Origin of the sequence: Pseudomonas sp. SORGH_AS_0211, assembly GCF_031453455.1 — a bacterium.
Taxonomy (GTDB): Bacteria; Pseudomonadota; Gammaproteobacteria; order Pseudomonadales; family Pseudomonadaceae; genus Chryseomonas; species Chryseomonas aestiva.
Genome location: NZ_JAVIZV010000001.1, coordinates 3936960 through 3956125, shown reverse-complemented (window position 1 = coordinate 3956125; position 19166 = coordinate 3936960). Strand labels below are relative to the sequence as shown.

Annotated in this window: 20 protein-coding genes, 1 other RNA gene and 1 pseudogene; 13 read left to right on the top strand and 9 right to left on the bottom strand. The window is 66.3% G+C overall.

Annotated elements, in window-relative coordinates; translation table 11 throughout:
- The first annotated feature begins 80 nt into the window (after positions 1-80).
- Both QE393_RS18340 and QE393_RS18335 read left to right on the top strand, forming a co-directional pair.
- Positions 81-1106 (top strand): DUF5924 family protein, encoded by a 1026-nt coding sequence (locus QE393_RS18340; protein ID WP_273806855.1) that lies wholly within the window; start codon positions 81-83, stop codon positions 1104-1106.
- 45 nt (positions 1107-1151) lie between these two features.
- Entirely contained in the window at positions 1152-1559 is a 408-nt protein-coding gene (locus QE393_RS18335) for a flagellar basal body-associated protein FliL (RefSeq protein ID WP_273806854.1), read from the top strand.
- A gap of 9 nt (positions 1560-1568) precedes the next feature.
- On the opposite strand, the gene QE393_RS18330 is transcribed toward QE393_RS18335, so the two are convergent.
- Entirely contained in the window at positions 1569-2024 is a 456-nt protein-coding gene (locus QE393_RS18330; RefSeq protein WP_273806853.1) for an EVE domain-containing protein, read from the bottom strand.
- Positions 2025-2206: 182 nt separating this feature from the next.
- Between QE393_RS18330 and QE393_RS18325 the strand changes: the two genes are divergently transcribed.
- The gene (locus QE393_RS18325) at positions 2207-2374 is read left to right on the top strand and encodes a hypothetical protein (protein WP_166655883.1); all 168 of its coding nucleotides are present in this window, start codon (positions 2207-2209) and stop codon (positions 2372-2374) included.
- Here the strand turns inward: QE393_RS18325 and QE393_RS18320 are convergent.
- The 4 genes from QE393_RS18320 to QE393_RS18305 form a co-directional block, all read right to left on the bottom strand.
- The gene (locus tag QE393_RS18320) at positions 2341-2970 is read right to left on the bottom strand and encodes a 5-formyltetrahydrofolate cyclo-ligase (protein WP_273806954.1); all 630 of its coding nucleotides are present in this window, start codon (positions 2968-2970) and stop codon (positions 2341-2343) included. The genes QE393_RS18325 and QE393_RS18320 overlap by 34 nt on opposite strands.
- Positions 2971-2986: 16 nt before the next feature.
- Positions 2987-3164, bottom strand: a non-coding RNA gene (ssrS, locus tag QE393_RS18315) — 6S RNA.
- Positions 3165-3224: 60 nt separating this feature from the next.
- Entirely contained in the window at positions 3225-3533 is a 309-nt protein-coding gene (locus QE393_RS18310; protein WP_133860477.1) for a cell division protein ZapA, read from the bottom strand.
- Positions 3530-3760, bottom strand: a complete 231-nt coding sequence (locus QE393_RS18305) for a TIGR02449 family protein (RefSeq protein WP_007161334.1) — start codon at positions 3758-3760, stop codon at positions 3530-3532. Before QE393_RS18305 ends, QE393_RS18310 begins: the two co-directional genes overlap by 4 nt.
- Before the next feature lie 98 nt (positions 3761-3858).
- On the opposite strand from QE393_RS18305, the gene QE393_RS18300 reads away from it, so the two are divergent.
- Genes QE393_RS18300 through QE393_RS18285 form a run of 4 tightly spaced genes read left to right on the top strand, consistent with a single transcriptional unit; the run spans position 3859 to position 8186 of the window.
- Positions 3859-4413 (top strand): UPF0149 family protein, encoded by a 555-nt coding sequence (locus tag QE393_RS18300; protein WP_273806852.1) that lies wholly within the window; start codon positions 3859-3861, stop codon positions 4411-4413.
- 6 nt (positions 4414-4419) lie between these two features.
- The gene (pepP, locus tag QE393_RS18295; protein ID WP_273806851.1) at positions 4420-5769 is read left to right on the top strand and encodes a Xaa-Pro aminopeptidase; all 1350 of its coding nucleotides are present in this window, start codon (positions 4420-4422) and stop codon (positions 5767-5769) included.
- Positions 5756-6937, top strand: a complete 1182-nt coding sequence (ubiH, locus tag QE393_RS18290) for a 2-octaprenyl-6-methoxyphenyl hydroxylase (protein WP_310044963.1) — start codon at positions 5756-5758, stop codon at positions 6935-6937. Before pepP ends, ubiH begins: the two co-directional genes overlap by 14 nt.
- Before the next feature lie 19 nt (positions 6938-6956).
- Entirely contained in the window at positions 6957-8186 is a 1230-nt protein-coding gene (locus QE393_RS18285; protein ID WP_273806849.1) for a 2-octaprenyl-3-methyl-6-methoxy-1,4-benzoquinol hydroxylase, read from the top strand.
- A 4-nt stretch (positions 8187-8190) separates the two neighbouring features.
- Here QE393_RS18285 and cysQ read toward each other — a convergent pair whose 3' ends face one another.
- Together cysQ and nudE are read right to left on the bottom strand one after the other, a co-directional pair.
- Positions 8191-9033 carry a 3'(2'),5'-bisphosphate nucleotidase CysQ gene (gene cysQ / locus QE393_RS18280; protein ID WP_310044961.1) on the bottom strand — a complete coding sequence of 281 codons (843 nt, stop codon included), beginning with the start codon at positions 9031-9033 and terminating at the stop codon, positions 8191-8193.
- Positions 9030-9596, bottom strand: a complete 567-nt coding sequence (gene nudE, locus QE393_RS18275) for an ADP compounds hydrolase NudE (RefSeq protein ID WP_059316538.1) — start codon at positions 9594-9596, stop codon at positions 9030-9032. Before nudE ends, cysQ begins: the two co-directional genes overlap by 4 nt.
- Before the next feature lie 63 nt (positions 9597-9659).
- Between nudE and yrfG the strand changes: the two genes are divergently transcribed.
- The 5 genes from yrfG (at position 9660) to QE393_RS18250 (ending at position 15142) form a co-directional block, all read left to right on the top strand.
- A complete protein-coding gene (yrfG, locus tag QE393_RS18270) occupies positions 9660-10319 on the top strand; it encodes a GMP/IMP nucleotidase (protein ID WP_273806846.1) in 660 nt (219 codons plus the stop codon).
- A 77-nt stretch (positions 10320-10396) separates the two neighbouring features.
- Positions 10397-11290, top strand: coding sequence for a LysR family transcriptional regulator (locus QE393_RS18265; RefSeq protein WP_273806845.1), 894 nt, complete (start codon positions 10397-10399; stop codon positions 11288-11290).
- A gap of 94 nt (positions 11291-11384) precedes the next feature.
- Positions 11385-12200: a formate dehydrogenase accessory sulfurtransferase FdhD gene (gene fdhD, locus QE393_RS18260; RefSeq protein WP_273806844.1), complete on the top strand. Its 816-nt coding sequence runs from the start codon at positions 11385-11387 to the stop codon at positions 12198-12200.
- Between the two features lie 16 nt (positions 12201-12216).
- Positions 12217-14541 (top strand): FdhF/YdeP family oxidoreductase, encoded by a 2325-nt coding sequence (locus QE393_RS18255; protein WP_310044957.1) that lies wholly within the window; start codon positions 12217-12219, stop codon positions 14539-14541.
- A gap of 37 nt (positions 14542-14578) precedes the next feature.
- Positions 14579-15142 carry a nucleotidyltransferase family protein gene (locus QE393_RS18250; RefSeq protein ID WP_310044956.1) on the top strand — a complete coding sequence of 188 codons (564 nt, stop codon included), beginning with the start codon at positions 14579-14581 and terminating at the stop codon, positions 15140-15142.
- A gap of 479 nt (positions 15143-15621) precedes the next feature.
- On the opposite strand, the gene QE393_RS22640 is transcribed toward QE393_RS18250, so the two are convergent.
- Both QE393_RS22640 and QE393_RS22635 read right to left on the bottom strand, forming a co-directional pair.
- Positions 15622-16335, bottom strand: coding sequence for a methyl-accepting chemotaxis protein (locus QE393_RS22640; protein ID WP_405046309.1), 714 nt, complete (start codon positions 16333-16335; stop codon positions 15622-15624).
- A 144-nt stretch (positions 16336-16479) separates the two neighbouring features.
- Positions 16480-17484: pseudogene (locus tag QE393_RS22635) on the bottom strand (methyl-accepting chemotaxis protein); the annotation flags it as partial.
- A gap of 490 nt (positions 17485-17974) precedes the next feature.
- Between QE393_RS22635 and QE393_RS18240 the strand changes: the two are divergent.
- Complete coding sequence (locus QE393_RS18240; RefSeq protein ID WP_273806837.1) at positions 17975-18964, top strand: LLM class oxidoreductase; 990 nt, start codon at positions 17975-17977, stop codon at positions 18962-18964.
- The last annotated feature ends 202 nt before the right edge of the window (positions 18965-19166 follow it).

Here is a 19166-nt window from a genome sequence, read left to right as displayed (position 1 = left end):
GAGCGCCAGGATTCCCCCTTGATCTGTACGGGTTGCGCGCCTAGGGTGGCGCGTCTTTGCTGCCGTTTTCACGAGTCGTCATGCCTGCCTGGAAAGTCCTGTCCTCCCGCGCCCTGAACCTGGCCACCGCCCTGTTCGAACGCTATCCGCGGCTGATCGCCCTGGCCGGCTTCATTTCGGGGATCTGCAGTTTCCTGCTGGTGGACCGGCAGAAGGGCTTCGCTCCGGTGATGGCGGTGATCATGCTGGCGAGCTGGGTCTGGCTGATGCTGGAAAACGTGCTGCGGGGCTGGGTCAGCCGGCGTTTCGGCTGGGAATTGCCGCCACCGCTGCTGCGCTACGCCACCCAGTTGATCCACCAGGAAAGCCTGTTCTTCTGCCTGCCGTTCTTTGCCATCACCACGGCCTGGAACAGCGGTCAGGCGCTGTTCACCGGGCTGATCGGCGCGGCCGCCCTGGTCTCCATCATCGATCCGCTCTACTACAAGGCGCTGGCGCCGCGGCGCTGGGTATTCCTCAGCTACCACACCCTGACGCTGTTCGCGGTGCTGCTCACCGCCCTGCCGATCATCCTGCACCTGACCACCACCCAGAGCTACGAACTGGCCCTGGGCGTCGCCGTGCTGCTGTCCTTTCCCAGTCTGGCGGTGGCCTTCCGGGTACGCCTGGGCTGGCGCTGGCTGGGATTGCTGGGTCTGTGCCTGGCCATTGGTGCCTTCGGCTGGCTGGGCCGCGCCTGGGTGCCGCCGGCCACCCTGTGGCTGACCGACATGGGCATGAGCACCAACTTTGACAGCCTCAAGCGCCAGCCCGGCGATGCGGTGAAGAGCCTGAGCAGCGCCCAGCTGCGCACCCAGGGGCTCTATGCCTTTACCGCCATCAACGCACCGCGCGGCCTGAACGAGCGCATCTACCATGTCTGGCGCCATGCCGGTCAGGAGGTGGATCGGATTCCGCTGGATATCAGCGGCGGTCGCGAGGCGGGTTATCGCGCCTGGACCCACAAGCAGAACTTCCCCGGCGACGTGACCGGCCGTTGGCAGGTGCAAGTGGTGACGGACGTCGGCCAGGTGATCGGAACCCTCAGGTTCGAGGTGACCCCTTGAATCCCGCTGGCTATGCTGCAGCCATTCACCTCTAGAGGATTCGCCGTGAAAGCCGTCGCTGCCGTTTTGCTGTCCTTCTGCCTGGCCTTCGGTGCCTGGGCGAACGAAGAGAAGAAGGAAGGGGAGGCACCCAAGACCGAATTCTACAACCTGACCCCGGCGCTGGTCGGCAACTATGGCAGCGGGCCCAAGCTCAAGTACTACAAGGCCGACATCGCCCTGATGATGACCGGCAAGGAAGCCAAGGATAAGGTGGAGTTTCACGAGCCACTGATCCGCAACCAGCTGGTGATGCTCTTCGCCCAGCAGACCGACGAGACCCTGGCCGGCGTGGAAGCCCGCGAGAAACTGCGCCAGGAGGCGCTCAAGCAGGTGCAGAGCGTGCTCACCCAGGAGGAGGGCAAGCCGCTGGTGGAGGACCTGCTGTTCAACAACCTGATCATCCAGCCCTGAGGCCGGCGCTCAGCCGCGCGCCGCGGCGACGATCGCCGTCCACTCCGCCGGGCTGACCGGCATCACCGAGAGGCGGTTGCCCTTGCGCAGCAGGGCGAAGTCGGCGAGCTCCGGCAACTGGCGCAGGCGCGGCAGGGTCAGCACTCGCGGAAAGGCCTCGACGAAGGCGACCTGGCGCGCCGTCCAGGGATTGTTCTCGGCGCTGGCCCTGGGCGCATGGTAGGGGCTTTCGGGGTCCAGGGCGGTGGGGTCCGCGAAGGCCGCGCCGACGATGCGGCCGATGCCGGCGATGCCCGGTTCGGCGCAACTCGAATGATGAAAGAAGAACAGCTCGTCGGGTGCCATGGCGCGCAGGAAGTTACGCGCCTGGTAATTGCGTACCCCGTCCCAGCGCGCCTGGCCCAGGTGTTCCAGGTCGGCTAGCGAGAACTCATCGGGCTCGGATTTCAACAGCCAGCAGGCCACGGTTCGTCTCCTGACGAATGGAGGCTCGGGAGCTTCCAGGAAAGGGTCTGGTCGATTGCAAGGGGCGACCGCTTGTCGCAGAATGCCGCCCATTCCGGATGTAGTCTGATCGTACGCGCTGAGCATAACAGGGCGACGTCCTGTCCTGCCCAAAGGTGCCAGCAAGGGGGTGGCCCAGCTCGATGAAACGCAAACCTGATCTGTTATGGGTGCTGGTCTTGATCTTTACCCTGGGCGTGGTCACCACCGGGTACACCCAGAGTTTCTGGGAACAGCACCAGAGCCAGCAGCAGTACGCCCGCTATGCCAGCGACGTTCAGCCGACGCGGGAAGTCTCTCCCATCCGCTGAGCGTACCAGTCGCCATCGCTCACCACGGCCGCCATGGGCACGTCCCAGGCTGCCAGTGCCAGTCGCTCCACCTTCTGACATTCATGGGCGCAGCCGATCAGCTGCGGACTGTGCCATTGCCGCCGGCGCGCCAGGTAGGCCAGGTTGCGGTCATAGAAGCCTTTGCCCATGCCCAGGCGTCCGCCCTGGGGATCAAAGCCCACCAGCGGCATCAGGATCAGCCCCAGGGCCCAGGTCGGCCGACTCAGGCGCCGATCCGGGCGCGGCTCGGCGATACCGAAGCGATTGCGCACCCAGGATTCGCCGTGACCGACGCGCTGAAAGATCATCGCCGTCCGCGGCCACCGCGAGAGCACGGGCAGATAGGTGGCCTTGCCGCGGCGCTGGGCTTCTTCGAGCAGTGGACGCGGATCGATCTCGCCATCGCTGGGCAGATAGAAGGCGATATGTCGGGCGCGGCGAAATAGCGGATGCTGGGCGAGTTGCCGATAGAGCTGGCGGGCGGCCTGGCGTTGCTGGACGGGGGTGAGGGCGCGACGTCGCTGGCGAAGAAGCTTGCGCAGCGCGGGCCTGCTGAGATCGGGAGAAGGCGGGATGGTCATGGAAAAAAATGAGCTCTCCGGAATGCCGCTGCCGGTGTAGCCCTTGAACCCTTGGTTCAAGGTGGGAGAAGTCGTAGACCTTTAGGCTTTCCGCCGTAGCGGACATGCACACCAGCCTTACGAGCAACCCCCGGGGTGTTGCTTATCGGCTCGGGGACATGACCGACTGGCGCACACACCAGAGAGTGACCTCCAGTATACGCCCCTGAGCCGGGATGCAAACCCCCCTGCCGATCCACGGCTGGCGGTCAGGCGGTGGTGTCGTGTTCGGTGATCAGCGCCCGATCGACGCGATCCAGCAGGTCGCGTACCCGCTCGCGAGTGCTGCTGACTTCCAGGCTGACGTCGTCCTGGCGGTGCAGCAGTTCGTGGGTGATGTTGAGGGCGGCCATCACGGCCACGCGGTCGGCGCCGATGACCTTGCCGCTGCCGCGGATCTCGCGCATCTTGCCGTCCAGGTAGCGAGCGGTGCTCTCCAGGTTGGCGCGCTCGTCAGCCGGGCAGCTGATGCGATATTCCTTTTCCATTATCTGGACGGTCACGGTCTCGATGCTCATGAGTCCTGCTCCAAAGCTTTCAGGCGTAAAATCATCGCTTCGACCTTCGATCTGGCCAATTCGTTCTTTTCGATCAACTCGGCACGCTCCTGGCGCCAGTTGCGCTCGCCCTGGCGCAGTTGTCGATTCTGCCGCTGCAATTCCTCAAGACGCAGGAGCAGGCGCTCCACACGGTCACCGAGGGCTTCCAGATCGGCGTCGAGGGGCGTGTCGCGAGACTCGCGCATGAGGGCTACAGCTCCAGAAGGGTGCAACGAGATTGGCCGCCGGCGGGGTCAGCGCGTAGGATAAGGCTTCATTCTAGCCAGCGCCTCCCCTCGACGCCATGTCCAGCTCAGCATCCGCCTACGCCGCCTTCTCCACCCTGCTCGCCGAGGCCGCTTTGCCGGTCTCGCCCGCCGAACTCCACGGTCACCTGCTCGGGCGGGTCTGTGGGGGCGCGGGCTTCGACGAGAACGACTGGCTGGCCGCGGCCAGCGAGCTGCTCGGTGGCGCGCCTGGCGAGCGTCTGCAGGCGGCGCTGTCGGGTCTGTTGGGCATGGTGCAGCAGGAATTCGCCGGCCAGCAGGTGGCCCTGGTGCTGATGCTGCCGCCGGACGAGGTGTCGCTCGCCGAGCGCACCGCTGCCCTGGGCCAGTGGTGCCAGGGTTTCCTGGCCGGTTTCGGACTGTCCGGGCGTACCGGCGAGGTCTCGGGCGAGGCGCGCGAGGTGCTCGAGGACCTGGCGGCCATCGCTCAGATTCAGGAACCCGCCGAGGAAGGCGAAGAGGGCGAGAACGACTTCATGGAAGTCACCGAATACCTGCGTGTGGCGCCGCTGCTGCTGTACGGCGAATACGGGCGCGGCCCCACCCCCGAACCTGCGCCCGTGGTGCACTGAGCGGCCATGCCGCGGATCCACAAGGCCGAATTCGCCCGTCGCCGCCGCGCCCTGATGGCCGAGATCGGCCACGGCGGCATCGCCCTGCTGCCCGCCGCGCCGGTGTGCCTGCGCAATCGCGACATCGAGCAGCCCTATCGCCAGGACAGCGACTTCCAGTACCTCACCGGATTTCCCGAGCCCGAGGCCCTGGCCGTGCTGATTCCCGGCCGGGCCCACGGTGAATACCTGCTGTTCTGCCGCGAGCGGGACGCGGAGCTGGAGCGCTGGGAAGGCCGGCGCGTCGGTCAGGAAGGGGCGCTGGCCGACTATGGCGCGGACGATGCCTTTCCCATCGGCGATCTCGACGACATCCTGCCCGGCCTGCTGGAAGGCCGCGAGCGGGTCTACTACGCCATGGGTGCCCATCCGGAATTCGAGCGGCAACTGCTCAACTGGATCGAACTGATCCGCGCCAAGGCCGACCAGGGCGCCTCGCCGCCGCGGGAGCTGCTGGCGCTGGATACCCTGCTGCACGACAGCCGGCTGTACAAGTCGGCCGCCGAGGTGCGCCTGCTCAAGGCCGCCGCCGAATTGACCGGTGCGGCCCACCTGCGCGCCATGCAGGCCTGCCGGCCGGGGCTGCGCGAGTATCACCTGGAGGCGGAACTGGACTACTGCTTCCGCCAGGGGGGTGCCCGACTGGCGGCCTATGGCTCCATCGTCGCCGCCGGGGCCAATGCCTGCGTCATGCACTACCAGGCCAACGACGCGCCCCTGCGCGACGGCGACCTGGTGCTGATCGATGCCGGGTGCGAACTGGAATGCTATGCCAGCGACGTGACCCGCACCTTTCCGGTCAATGGCCGCTTCTCGCCGGAGCAGCGGCAGCTGTACGACATCGTGCTGGCCGCCAACCAGGCCGCCATTGCCTGCGTGGCGCCCGGGCGGCACTGGAACGAACCCCACGAAGCCACGGTCAGGGTGATCACCGAGGGGCTGTTGGCGCTGGGTCTGCTCCAGGGCGAGCTGGACGAGCTGATCGAGACGGGCGCCTGTCGGCAGTTCTACATGCACCGCGCCGGCCACTGGCTGGGGCTGGATGTCCATGACGTCGGCGAATACCGCATCGGCGATCAGTGGCGGATGCTGGAGCCGGGCATGGTGCTGACCGTGGAGCCCGGACTGTATATCCCGGTGGAGGCCGAGGTGCCGCGCAAATGGCGCGGCCTGGGTATCCGCATCGAGGACGAGGTGCTGGTGACGCGCAGTGGTTGCGAGGTGCTGACCGCCGGCCTGCCCAAGGCGGCCGCGGAGATCGAAGGCTTGATGGCGGCCGCGCGCGACCGCCGGGAGAACGCTCATGCAACGTCCTGATATCGCCATCATCGGTGGCGGCCTGGTGGGTGCCAGTCTGGCCCTGGCCCTGCAGGCCGGCGCCAAGGCGCGCGGCTGGCGCATCCTGCTGGTGGAGCCCTTCGCCCCCGGCGACACCTATCAGCCCAGCTACGATGCCCGCTCCTCGGCGCTGTCCTACGGCTCGCGGCTGATCTACCAGCGCCTCGGCGTCTGGGACGCCCTGGCCGAGCATGCCGAGGCGATCCGCAAGATCCAGGTCTCCGATCAGGGCCGCTTCGGCGTGACCCAGCTGCTCGCCCGCGACGAGAATTTGCCGGCGCTGGGCTATGTGGTGGAGAACGCCTGGATCGGCCAGGTGCTCTGGCAGGCCCTGGATCGCGAGGTGGTGGAATGGCGCTGCCCGGCGGAGGTGCGCACGCTCACCGCCATCGCCGATGGCTATCGCCTGGAGCTGGATGATGGCGACATCCTCGAATGCGGCCTGGCGGTACTGGCCGACGGCGGCCGCTCGGCGCTGCGCGAGTCCCTCGGCATCGAGGTGCGGCGGACGGTCTATGAGCAGACCGCGCTGATCGCCAACGTCTCGACCAATCTGGGTCATGGTGGTCGCGCCTTCGAGCGCTTCACCCCGCACGGCCCCCTGGCGCTGCTGCCCCTGCCGGGTCAGCGCAGCGCCCTGGTCTGGACCCAGCCGGATGCCGAGGCGCTGCGACTGCAACAGGCGCCCGACGCCGTCTTTCTCACCGAATTGCAGCAGGCGGTGGGCTATCGCCTCGGCAGCTTCACCCAGGTCGGTACCCGCCATGCCTATCCGTTGACCCTGCTGGAAGCCAATGAGCAGGTCCGCCCGCACCTGGTGGTCCTGGGCAATGCCGCCCACAGCCTGCACCCCATCGCCGGCCAGGGCTTCAACCTGTCCCTGCGCGATGTCGACAGTCTGGCCGAGTGCCTGCTGGAGAGCGCCGCGGTGCCCGGCGATTTCGCCACCCTGCAGGACTACCTGCAGCGCCAGCGCCTGGACCAGCAGCTGACCATCGGCTTTTCCGACCGTATCACCCGGCTGTTCTCCAACAGCCGGCCCTGGCTCAGTGCCGGACGCAACCTGGGCCTGGTCGGCCTGGAGCTGTGCCCGCCGGCCAAGAGTGCCTTCGCCCGCCAGGCCATGGGCCTGGGTACCCGTCCCTGACCTGCGAGGAGAAACGAGCATGCTGACCCATGCGGATCTGGTGATCGTCGGTGCCGGCATGGTCGGCAGCGCCCTGGCCCTGGCTCTGGCCGACAGCGGCCTGTCGGTGGTGCTGCTCGATCGCGGCCCGCTCACGCCGGGCGCGGTCGAAAGCGACCTGCCCTTCGAACCCCGGGTCAGCGCCCTGTCGCTGGCCAGTCAACGCATCCTGCAACGCCTCGGCGCCTGGGACGGCATCCTCGCACGCCGCGTCAGTCCCTACCAGGCCATGCACGTCTGGGACGGCTCTGGCACCGGCGCCGTGCATTTCGATGCCGCCAGCGTGCATGCCGAGGTGCTTGGCCATATCGTCGAGAATCGCGTGGTGCAGGACGCCCTGCTCGAACGCCTGGCCGAGGCCAACGTCCTGCTCCTGCCCGAAGCGCGCCTGGAATTGCTGCGCCGCTCCGGCGACCAGTGGCTGGTGCAACTGGCTGGCGACCGCCAGATCCGCGCCCCGCTGGTGGTGGCCGCCGATGGCGCCACCTCCGCCGTACGCCGCCTGGCCGGTCTGGAAACCCGCGAGTGGGACTATCTGCACCATGCCATCGTCACCAGCGTGCGCTGCGCCGAATCGCACCAGCGCACCGCCTGGCAGAGATTCACCGACGACGGCCCGCTGGCCTTCCTGCCGCTGGACCGCGGTGGCGATACCCGCTGGTGCTCCATCGTCTGGTCCTGCACGCCCAAGCAGGGCGAGCGGCTGATGGCCCTGGACGACGCGGCCTTCTGCCAGGCCCTGGGCGAGGCCTTCGAGCAGCGCCTGGGCAAGGTGGAATGCAGCGACACGCGGCTGTGCATCCCGTTGCGCCAGCGCCATGCCAAGCGCTATGTGGAACCCGGTCTGGCGCTGATCGGCGATGCCGCCCACGTCATCCACCCGCTGGCCGGGCAGGGCGTCAACCTGGGCTTTCTCGATGCCGCGGTACTGGCCGAGGAGTTGCGCCATGCCCAGGCGCGCGGTGAATCCATCGCCGAACAGCGGGTGCTGGAACGCTACGAGCGCCGCCGCATGCCGCACAACCTGGCGATGATGGCGGCGATGGAAGGCTTCCAGCGGCTGTTCCAGGACGACCGCCTGCCGCTGCGCTGGCTGCGCAACGCCGCGCTCAAACAGGTCGATCGCCACTTCGAAGCCAAGGCGCTGTTCGTCCGCCGCGCCCTGGGCCTGTCCGGCGATGTGCCGGAACTGGCCAGGGTCGTGGCCTGACGGCTCAGGCGTCGCCCAAGGATCCGGCCAGCTCCAGCACCTGCTGCCGCCAGGCGGCCTCGCGGGGCAGGGCGAGGAAGTGCGGGTTGAGGAAGGACTCGCGCATCTCGTAGGTGAGGGGCTGGCCGTCCAGGGTCAGCACCTCGCCGCCGGCGCCTTCCAGCACGCCCTGGGCGGCGGCGGTATCCCACTGGGAAGTGGGGGCGAGTCGGGGATAGAAGTCGGCCAGGCCTTCGGCCAGGAGACAGAACTTGAGCGAGCTGCCGACGCTGACCCGCTTGGGTTCGCCTACCAGGGTGTTCAGTCCGTCCAGCAGGCGTTCCTGCGCCGGACTGCCGTGGCGGCGGCTGGCGACCACGGTGAAGGCGTCTTCCGGCTGGACGCGCACGCCGATCTCGATGCCGTCTTCACCCTGGATGCGGAAAGCGCCCAGTTCCCGGCCGCCGCTGAAGCAGACGTCACGGGTGGGGATGCCGACCACGCCGAAGATCACCTGGCCACGTTCGACCAGGGCCACGTTGACGGTGAACTCCTCGCTGCCGTCGATGAATTCCTTGGTGCCGTCCAGGGGATCGACCACCCACCAGACGTCCCAGGCGCTGCGCGCCGCGAAGGGGATGTCACAGGCTTCTTCCGACAGCACCGGGACGTCCGGGGTCAGCCGCGCCAGGCCGTCGGCCAGTACCCGGTGGGCGGCGAGGTCGGCGGCGGTCACCGGCGAGTCGTCGCTCTTCTGCCGCACCGCCACGCCCTGCCGCCAATGGGGCAGGATGGCCGCGCCGGCCTGGCGCACCAGGTCGATGACGTTGAGCACCAGGGGGGCGGTAATGGAAACGGGCGCCATCATGCCGGCAATTCTCCGCGTTGGGTGAGCAGGTCGCGCACCAGATAGAGGGCGGCCAGGGCGCGGCCTTCGGAAAAGCGCGGATTCTGCACCAGCTGCGACAGCTCGCGCAGGTCGACGCTGCTGACCTCGAGCGGCTCGGGTTCATCGCCCGGCAGGCGCTCCGGATAGAGGTCGCGCGCCAGCACCACATGGATGCGCTGACTCATGTAGCCCGGGCTCAGCGACAGCGCGGTGAGGTATTCCAGCTGATGGGCGCCGAAACCGGCCTCTTCCTTGAGTTCGCGATTGGCGGCGTCGAGGATCTCTTCGCCCGGTTCCACCAGGCCCTTGGGCAGCGACAGTTCGTAGTCTTCCACGCCACCGCAATATTCCTCGATGAGCAGGGCGCGGGTGGCGTCCTGCAGGGCCACCACCATCACCGCACCGTGGCCGGTGCCCTTGTTGGCCAGGCGCTCATAGGTGCGCTCCTCGCCATTGGCGAAGCGCAACTGCATCTCCTCGACGGTGAACAGGCGGCTCTTGGCCACGATCTGTCGGGCGAGAACAGTGGGTTTCTGGCGCATGGACGGCTCCTGGGCTGGGCGGACGGGTATGATAACCCGCCTGTTACATGATCCGGAGTCACCATGACCCCTCTCGACTGGAGCCGTATCGATACCGTGTTGCTGGACATGGACGGCACCCTGCTCGATCTGCATTTCGACAACCATTTCTGGCTGGAGTACCTGCCGCAGCGCTATGCCGAGCGCCACGGCCAGTCCCTGGCGCTGGCCAAGGCCGAGCTGGAGCCGCTGTTTTTCAGCCACCAGGGCAAGCTGACCTGGTATTGCCTGGACTTCTGGAGCGCCGAGCTGGGTTTTTCCATGCGCGAGCTCAAGGAGGAGATCGCCCACCTGATCGCCCTGCGTCCGGATGCCGACACCTTCCTGGCCGCCCTGCAGCGCGCCGGCAAGAAGGTGGCGCTGATCACCAACGCCCACCGCGATTCCCTGTCGCTGAAGCTGGAGCGCATCGAGCTGGCGCCCTATTTCGACCGGCTGATCAGCTCCCACGACTATGGCTTCCCCAAGGAAGAACAGCAGTTCTGGCACGCCCTGCAGGCCGACTTCGCCTTCGATCCGGCGCGCACCCTGTTCATCGACGACAACCTGCCGATCCTGCGCAGCGCCCGCGACTACGGGGTTGCCCACCTGCTGGCGATCCACGAGCCGGACAGTCGGCGCGGACCCAAGGACAGCGAGGAATTCGAGGCGGTGCGGGATTATCGCGAGCTGCTGCCGCAGTGACGACTGTTGCAGTCCTGGCGACCCTCACCCCGGCCCTCTCCCGGCGGGAGAGGGGGCAGAGCGCCTGGAGGTAATCCGTGGACATCAAGCAACTGCGCTTTCTTATCGCCCTGGACGAGACGCGGCACTTCGGCCAGGCCGCGGCGCGCTGTCACGTCACCCAGCCAACGCTGTCCATGCGCCTGCGTGGCCTTGAAGACGAGCTGGGGGTGGAGCTGGTGCGCCGCGGGCAGCGCTTCGAGGGCTTCACCGAGGCCGGTCAGCGCATCCTCGCCTGGGCGCGTACCCTGATGGCCGCCCACGACGGCCTCTATGCCGAGGCGCAGGCCTTCCAGGGGCAACTGGTAGGTACGCTGCGGGTCGGCCTGGTGCCGCTGGCCAGCTTCGATCCCATGCCGCTGCTGCAGCACCTGCGCCTGCTGCACCCCAAGCTGCATTTCCAGCTGCAGGTGCTGAGCACCGAGCGCATCCTCGAAGCCGTGGCCAGCAATCGCCTGGAGCTGGGCATCTCCTACCTGGAGCACCTGGACCCGGCGCGCTTCGACAGCCTGACCCTGACCGAGACGCGCATGGGCCTGCTCTATGACGAGCGGCATTTCAGCTTCGACCAGGCCGCGCTGGACTGGCAGGCGGTGGCCGGATTGCCGCTCGGCCTGCTGACCGGCGCCATGCATTTTCGCCAGTCGGTGGACCACGGCTTTCGCAGCCTGGGCCTGACGCCGCAGCCGGTGCTGGAGACCGATGCGGTCTATCTGCTCCTGCAGGCGGTCAATGCCGGTCTGTGCTGCGCCGTGGTACCCCTGGCCGGCGGCTTCGATCGTCTTACACCCCATGCCCGGCTGATTCCCATCGACACGGCCCGTACCCTGACGCCCCTGGGCCTGCTCATTCGTCGGACCGAACCCCGACTGGCGGTCGCCGATGCCTGCTTCCAGGCGGTCAAGGCGCTCTACGCCGAGAGTGATAGATAGCGTTTATCAAGGCATCGGTCATAGCGATTAGACGCCCCGGGATGTGCTGGTTAATCTTTGATCTGTGTCAAACCGCCGCAGGTCGTTTTCGCCCATGTCCCAGGAATCGCCAGACCTCGTTGCCGCGCCCCCCGCTGGCTATGCCTTCGCCGAGCTGGAGCAGCCTGCCGCGCGAGGCGAACAGCCGCTGGCCGAAGAGGTGGCGCTGGCCATCGCCTACAACGGCATCAGCCATGCGGTGATGATGGCGACCCCGGCCGACGTGGAAGACTACGTGGTCGGTTTCAGCCTCAGCGCGGGTATCGTCGATGCCATCGACGACATCTATGGCATCCAGGTGCGGCGCGTGGGCGAGGCCCTCAATGTCGACGTCGAGATCAGCAGCCGCACCTTCTGGGCGCTCAAGCAGCAGCGCCGCCAGCTGGCCGGGACCAGTGGTTGCGGCCTGTGTGGGGTCGAGGCGCTGGAACAGGCGCTGCCGCAGCTGGATCGACTGCGCAAGGTGCGGCTGCCCCCGGCCGCTCATCTGCACGACCTGCGCCAGCGGATCGATGCTGCCCAGGATCTTGGTCAACGCAGCGGGGCGGTACATGCCGCGCTGTTCATCGACGGTCAGGGTGAACTGACCCTGTGCCGCGAAGACATCGGCCGCCACAACGCCCTGGACAAGCTCATCGGCGCCCTGCTGCGCCAGCGCCAGCCGGTGCGCGAGGGCTGCGTGGTGGTCACCAGTCGCTGCAGTCTCGAACTCATCCACAAGGCGGTGCGTGCCGGGCTCGCCACCCTCATCACCCTGTCGGCGCCCACCGGTCTCGCCGTGGAATGGGCGCGCCGCCATCGTCTCAATCTGATCCACCTGCCGCACCGGTCCCCACCGCGGGTCTATGCCCCGGCGCCCGTTGCCCCTTGATCCCACAGGTATCGCCATGAACAAACCTCAGCAGTCCTTCAAACCCTATCAAGGCCCCGCCGCCGGCTGGGGCGCCCTGAAGAGCGTGGTGCACTTCTGGCTCGACAGCGGCAACGCCTTCAAGAATCTGCGGACGCTGCTCAAGACCAACCAGGACCACGGTTTCGACTGCCCGGGCTGTGCCTGGGGCGAGGCGCCGGAAAACGGCCTGGTGAAGTTCTGCGAGAACGGCGCCAAGGCGGTCAACTGGGAAGCCACCAAACGCCGTGTCGATGCGGCCTTCTTCGCTCGCCACAGCGTGACCTCGCTGCAGGAACAGAGTGACTACTGGCTCGAATACCAGGGCCGGCTGACCGAGCCGCTGCGCTATGACGCCGCCACCGATCGCTATGTGCCCATCGCCTGGGACGCCGCCTTCGCGCTGATCGCCAAGGAGCTCAAGGCCCTGGCCAGCCCCGACGAGGCCGAGTTCTACACCTCGGGTCGCGCCAGCAACGAGGCGGCCTTCCTCTACCAGCTGTTCGTGCGCGCCTATGGCACCAACAATTTCCCCGACTGCTCGAACATGTGCCACGAGGCCAGTGGCGTCGGCCTGGGTCGCAGCATCGGCGTCGGCAAGGGCACCGTGACCTATCACGACCTGGACGAGGCCGATGCCATCTTCGTCATCGGCCAGAATCCCGGCACCAACCATCCGCGCATGATCGAGACCCTGCGCAACGCGGTGAAGCGCGGTGCCCAGGTGGTCTGCTTCAACCCGCTCAAGGAGCGTGGCCTGGAGCGCTTCCAGCATCCGCAGAATCCGCTGGAGATGCTCACCAACGACTCGCGGCCGACCAACACCGCCTATTTCCGTCCGGCCCTGGGCGGTGACATGGCGGCGCTGCGCGGCATCGCCAAGTACCTCCTGCAGTGGGAGCGCGAGGCCGCCGCCAAGGGTGGCAAGCGCGTCTTCGACCATGAATTCATCGCCGCCCATACCCTCGGCATGGACGACTACCTGGCCCAGGTCGACGCCACCTCCTGGGAGCTGATCGAGCGTCAGTCGGGGCTGTCGCTGCACGAGATCGAGCAGGCCGCGCGCATGTATGCCCGGGCCGAGAAGGTCATCATCTGCTGGGCCATGGGCATCACCCAGCACCGCCATTCGGTGGCCACGGTGCAGGAGATCGCCAATCTGCAGCTGCTCTGCGGCCAGATCGGCAAGCCTGGCGCCGGTCTCTGTCCGGTGCGCGGCCACAGCAACGTCCAGGGTGATCGCACCATGGGCATCGACGAGAAGGCCCCGGCCTGGCTCAGCGACGCCCTGGCCAAGCGCTTCGCCTTCGAGCCGCCGCGCAACCGCGGCCACAATACCGTGGAGGCCATCGCCGCCATGGAACAGGGGCAGGCCAAGGTCTTCATCGCCCTGGGCGGCAACTTCGCCCAGGCCACTCCGGACACTCCGCGCACCCACAAGGCGCTGCGCAAGTGCCGGCTGACCGTGCACATCGCCACCAAGCTCAACCGCAGCCACCTGGTGACCGGGCAGCAGGCGCTGATCCTGCCCTGCCTGGGTCGTACCGAGACGGACGTGCAGAAGGGCGGCAAGCAGGCCATCACCGTGGAAGACAGCTTCAGCATGGTGCATGCCTCGGCCGGCATCCTGCGGCCGCTGTCGGCGCAGATGAAGTCCGAGCCGGCCATCGTCGCCGGGCTGGCCAAGGCCGTGCTGGGCAACCATCCGGTGGACTGGGACTGGCTGATCGAGGACTACGACCGCATCCGCGACCTGATCGCCGACGTCATCCCCGGCTTCCAGGACTTCAATGCCCGGCTGGCCGCGCCAGGGGGCTTCTACCTGGGCAACAAGGCCGGGCGCCGGGAGTGGAACACCGCCACCGGCAAGGCCAATTTCGCCGCCAATGCGCTGCTGCATGACCTGCTGCCGGACGCGGTCCGCCGCCAGGGCGTGAAGCCGGATCTGATCCTGCAGACCATGAGATCCCACGACCAGTACAACACCACCATCTACAGCCTGGACGACCGCTATCGCGGCGTGAAGGGCCAGCGCGACGTGGTCTTCGTCAACCAGGCCGATCTGGATCGGCTGGGCGTGGCCGCCGGCGAGAAGGTGGATCTGGTCGCCCTGTGGGACGACGGCATCGAGCGCCGGGTCCGCGGCTTCACCGCGCTGCCGTTCGACATCCCGGTCGGCCAGGCCGCCGGCTACTACCCGGAGACCAATCCGCTGGTGCCCCTGGAGAGCTACGGCGAGGGCAGCTTCACGCCCACTTCCAAGTTCGTCGCCATCAAGGTCGAGAAGGCCAGCGCCGGCAACCGCATCGCCTCGGTGGCCTGAGCAGGGTAGGCTGTCCTCTCGATTCGGGAGGATAGCCATGCAACGCATCGTTACCTGGCTGGGTGAAGATCCGGTTCGCTGCCACCTACTTGCCATCCTCGCTGGACTACAACTGCCCGACGCCTGGCTGGCTGCAGGCTTCGTGCGCAACCTGGTCTGGGATCGCCTGCATGGCCATGCCGAATCGACGCCGCTGGCGGATCTGGATGTCATCTATTTCGACGCGACCGACTGTCGACCCGAGCGGGATAGGGAGATCGAAGCGCTGCTGTTGCAGCGAGCGCCAAATTGGCCTTGGTTGGTACGCAATCAGGCCGCCATGCACCTTCGCAATGACGATGCGCCCTATGGCTATAGCCTGGATGCCATGCGTTTTTGGGTCGAGGTAGAGTCTGCCCTAGCCGCGCGCCTGACCGCCCAAGGTGCGCTCGAAGTCGTCAGTCCCTTCGCCCAGGAAGGGCTTCTGGCCCTGCATCTCACGCCCAATCCCTGGCGGCCCCGGCCTGAAGCCTTTCGCCAGCGGCTCGCGACCAAAGGCTGGCTGGAGCGCTGGCCGCGATTGCAGGTACGGACGGATCGCCTGAACGACGACCAGGGTTGAGCAGCAGCGGCGCTGGGAAGGCGTCCATTGCCAGGAACTCGGCAACACGCCAGGCCTTGCCGCTGTAGTGACGTCGAAAGGCCTGTGCAGGAACTGTCGAGGGGTTCGGTGACAAACCCTGAGCGCCAGGTGGAACTACCTGTTAAGACAAGAGATAACGTTCAACCGATAACAAAAGAGCGTAGGTCGTGGAGCTCTTGTTTCAAGTTTATGACTATTGAGAATGCTCTTTCTCCAAAGACTGACGAACTTTGGTAAGGATGAAGGCTTTATTACTGCCATAACTTCGCGGTTGGTTTTAAACCGATAACAGGAATTCTTCCGTTCCAGGCTTCCGCCTGGTTGAAGTGTCGCCGAAGTGCATGGGGAAGACGCCCTTGGGCGTCATGCCTGAATGAGCCCCCCGGTCATCAACGTCCGGGGGTTTATGTCCGTGAAAGGCCGGCCAGGAGCTCAGCGGAACGGGAGCCGGCCAGGCCTCAGACCCTGAAGCGCGACGTCAGCTCTTGCAGCTGCAGGCTCAGGTTGGCCAGTTCGGTGCTGGAACCGGCGGTTTTCTCGGTGGCGGCGGCGGTCTGGTCGGCGACTTCGTGGACCTTGACCACGCTGCGGCTGATGTTTTCACCGGCCGCGCTCTGCTGCTCGACCGCGGTGGCGATCTGCTCGTTCATGGCCTCGATCTCGCTCACCGCACTGCTGACGCTGCCCAGGACCACGCCCGCCTGGCGGGTCAGGTCGACGCTGTCGCCGGTCAGCTGGATATTGCGGTCCAGGGCGGCGCTCATCTTGTCGGTGCTGCCGTGCAGCCGGGTGATGAGGCTGGCGATCTCGTCGGTGGAGGAGCGCGTCCGCTGCGCCAGGCCGCGCACCTCGTCGGCGACCACGGCGAAGCCACGTCCCGCTTCACCCGCGCGAGCGGCCTCGATGGCGGCGTTGAGCGCCAGCAGATTGGTCTGCTCGGCGACCGCCTTGATCACGTCCAGCACGCCGCCGATGCGGTCGGCGTCCTGCCTGAGCAACTCCATGGTGGCCTGGGTGCTGTCCACTTCCTGGGCCAGGGTCTGGATCTGGGTGGCGACCTGGTTGACCATCTCATCGCCCTCGCGGGTCTTGAGGGTGGCCTCGCGGGCGGTCGTCGACGCCTGTTCGGCATTGCGCGCCACCTCATTGATGGTGGCGCTCATCTGCTGCATGGCGGTGGCGATCTGCTCGGTTTCCATCTTCTGTGCCGAGGCGCCAGCGCGCGTCTGCTCGGTGATGGCGGAGAGTTCTTCGGCGGCACTGGCGACCTGGATGACGCCATCCTTCTGCTCGCGGACCAGGTCGCTCAGATTGACGATCATGAGCTGCATGGCCGCCTGCAGCTGACCGAGTTCGTCCTTGCGCTCCACCTCGATCTGCACGGTCAGGTCGCCGGCAGCGAGCTGCTCCACGGTCGCCAGGGTCTGGCGCAGCGGCGTCACGATGGAGCGGGTGATGATCCAGGCCGCGATCAGGCTGAGCAGTATCGCCAGCAGCAGCCCGCCAAAGAGCATCAGCTTGGCCTCGCGGATATCATCGAGGCGGAACTGGTTCTGTATCTGCTTCATTTCGTCGGAGGTCTTGAGCAGCACCTGGATATGCTGGTAGAGGCCCTGATTAACGTCCTGGTACGCCTTCTGGATACTGAACAGCTGTTGGACCTGGCGCTGATACTCGTCAAGGAGCCCTGGCAGCTGCTGCAATTCCGGGGTCGAGGGCAGGGTCTTGAGTACCTCGCCGACCCTGTCCAGGGACGCTTGCAGGGCCTCCTGCTGGGGGGCGGCTGACTTGAGTACATAGAGGTGCAGGTGGATCCGCAGCTGCTGCAGCGCCGCCAGCAGGGAAGGCAGCGGTGCGCTGGCCTGATCGCCTTCGCGGTTCAGGGCGCCGGACGCCTCCTGCAACCGCTTGTCCAGCATATCGCCCGTGTTGCGCACGTCCTGAAGCGTGGTGGTGCGGTCCTGGGTCACCTTCAGCGTCTGCCGATAGAGGTCACGGTATTCCTTGAGGGTCTGTTCGGTACGGGCCAGCAGCGCTTTGCTCTCCGGGCGTTTGAACAGCGGACGGGCATCCTGCAAATGCTGTTCGAGGGCATCGATGCCGCCTTTCCAGCGACCGGCCTGGTCCGCTTCCGGCAAGATCGCAAAGTCCTTGCGGGCATTGCGCATGTCGCGGGCGAGTAGCCCGATCTGGGTGAACTGTTCGATCAGGTTGCCGCGTCGGCCCAGGGCCTGGATGCCGTTCCAACCGGTATAGGCGATAGCCAGGGTCAGGATGATCAGGACGGTAAAGCCGGAAAACAGCTTCGTACGAACACTCATGTTGCTCATTTTCATGGGGCTATTTCCCAACGTTCGGCGGAAAGTTCCGGGGTTCGAGGAGTGCTGAGGGCGTCGGATTCTAGCCGAGGGTCATGGGGAAAAGTTTGGTATTTACAACATTTAAATAATGGTAAGTCTAATATTTATATAGGGACCTGAAGAGGGGTTTTGCTGTTTGCCAGTCTCCGGCATCAGGGCTATTGAAGAGTTGGATGTTTGGCCGGAAGTTTGAATGGAACGAGTGGTGCTGTTTCTAATAGGCTATTTTTTATTAGTCATGCTTTAGTGATGCGGCCAAAGGGTGGGGATCGAGAGGCCCTGGCCTGGATCCGGCAGGGAAGGGCGGCTGGAGGCCTCGTCGCCAGCAGGTGCGGCCCCCTGGCGGGGATGAGCGACGCCTCGCGCCATCAGTGGTTGTCCGGCGAACCCTGGAATGCCGCTAGACTCCATAGAAAGGTCATCCGCTTTCCCTCTCCGGCAAGGAATCCCCATGTCCACCACGGAGCGTCGCCGCGCCTTTCTGCAGCATCCGGGCTTTTCACGACTGTTCGCGCCAGGTCGTCTGACCCTGGGCTTTCTGCTGCCGCTGGAAGGCTATCCCGACGATCCCATGCCGACCCTGCGCGACCATGCCCGCCTGGCGCGGCTGGCCGACCAGCTGGGCTTCGCGGCGCTCTGGGCGCGCGACGTACCCTTCTACGATCCCGGCTTCAACGACGCCGGCCAGGTGTTCGAGCCCTTCACCTATCTCGGCTACCTGGCGGGCATCACCCAGCACCTGACCCTGGCCACCGGCAGCGCCGTCATCACCCTGCGCCATCCGCTGCACCTGGCCAAGATGGCGGCCTCGGTCGACCAGTTGAGCGATGGTCGGCTGGTGCTGGGTGTGGCCTCCGGCGATCGTCCGGTGGAATACCCGGCCTTTGGCCTGGAAAGCGAATTCGAGCGGCGGGGCGAGCGCTTTCGCGATGCCTTCGAGATGTTCCGGCTGGCCGGCGAGACTAATTTTCCCCGGGGTGAATTTCGCCGTTTCGGCGATCTGCAGGGATTGGCCGATCTGGTGCCCAAACCGGTGCACGGCCGCATCCCGGCGCTGGTGACCGGACGCAGTCGGCAGACGGTGGACTGGATCGCCGCCAAGGCCGATGGCTGGTTCTACTACTTCGTGCCCGCCGAGCATGTCCCGGCCCTGACACGGGTCTGGCGCGAGGCGCTGAACGAGATCGGTGGGCGCGAGCTGTTCAAGCCCTTTGCCCAGGGGCTGTTCTTCGAGCTGGCCAGCGATCCGGCCCAGCCGCCACGGCCCATCCATGCCGGACTGTCCTGCGGACGGCGAGCGCTGGTGGACTACCTTGCCCAGTTGCAGGAGGCGGGCGTCAATCACCTGGCCCTCAACCTGCGGCCCTCGCGGCGTCCGGCCAGCGAAGTGGTCCAGGAGCTGGGCGAATTCGTGCTGCCGCATTTTCCGTCCCTGGCCTGAAGCCAGTGCCTTGGTGTGAAGCCAGGTAACACTTGCCAGGCTAACGATCTCTCCTCGTCGGGCAGGCTCTCCTATGGCAGGGGTTCAACCTGGTCGCACCCCTTGGCCTGATCTCTGCATAGTCTTGCGATCTGTTACCCGCCTGCTGGTGCAACCGGATCGACGGTAGAACCTCATGGGTTGCACTTGGTTGCACTTTTCT

Excerpts from the sequence above, each read along its gene's own strand:
- QE393_RS18340 (WP_273806855.1), top strand. The coding sequence starts at position 81 with ATGCCTGCCTGGAAAGTCCTGTCCTCCCGCGCCCTGAACCTGGCCACC.
- QE393_RS18325 (WP_166655883.1), top strand. The coding sequence starts at position 2,207 with ATGAAACGCAAACCTGATCTGTTATGGGTGCTGGTCTTGATCTTTACC.
- QE393_RS18310 (WP_133860477.1), bottom strand. The coding sequence starts at position 3,533 with ATGAGCATCGAGACCGTGACCGTCCAGATAATGGAAAAGGAATATCGC.
- QE393_RS18305 (WP_007161334.1), bottom strand. The coding sequence starts at position 3,760 with ATGCGCGAGTCTCGCGACACGCCCCTCGACGCCGATCTGGAAGCCCTC.
- QE393_RS18300 (WP_273806852.1), top strand. The coding sequence starts at position 3,859 with ATGTCCAGCTCAGCATCCGCCTACGCCGCCTTCTCCACCCTGCTCGCC.
- pepP (WP_273806851.1), top strand. The coding sequence starts at position 4,420 with ATGCCGCGGATCCACAAGGCCGAATTCGCCCGTCGCCGCCGCGCCCTG.
- ubiH (WP_310044963.1), top strand. The coding sequence starts at position 5,756 with ATGCAACGTCCTGATATCGCCATCATCGGTGGCGGCCTGGTGGGTGCC.
- QE393_RS18285 (WP_273806849.1), top strand. The coding sequence starts at position 6,957 with ATGCTGACCCATGCGGATCTGGTGATCGTCGGTGCCGGCATGGTCGGC.
- cysQ (WP_310044961.1), bottom strand. The coding sequence starts at position 9,033 with ATGATGGCGCCCGTTTCCATTACCGCCCCCCTGGTGCTCAACGTCATC.
- nudE (WP_059316538.1), bottom strand. The coding sequence starts at position 9,596 with ATGCGCCAGAAACCCACTGTTCTCGCCCGACAGATCGTGGCCAAGAGC.
- yrfG (WP_273806846.1), top strand. The coding sequence starts at position 9,660 with ATGACCCCTCTCGACTGGAGCCGTATCGATACCGTGTTGCTGGACATG.
- fdhD (WP_273806844.1), top strand. The coding sequence starts at position 11,385 with ATGTCCCAGGAATCGCCAGACCTCGTTGCCGCGCCCCCCGCTGGCTAT.
- QE393_RS18255 (WP_310044957.1), top strand. The coding sequence starts at position 12,217 with ATGAACAAACCTCAGCAGTCCTTCAAACCCTATCAAGGCCCCGCCGCC.
- QE393_RS18250 (WP_310044956.1), top strand. The coding sequence starts at position 14,579 with ATGCAACGCATCGTTACCTGGCTGGGTGAAGATCCGGTTCGCTGCCAC.
- QE393_RS22640 (WP_405046309.1), bottom strand. The coding sequence starts at position 16,335 with ATGCAGCAGATGAGCGCCACCATCAATGAGGTGGCGCGCAATGCCGAA.
- QE393_RS18240 (WP_273806837.1), top strand. The coding sequence starts at position 17,975 with ATGTCCACCACGGAGCGTCGCCGCGCCTTTCTGCAGCATCCGGGCTTT.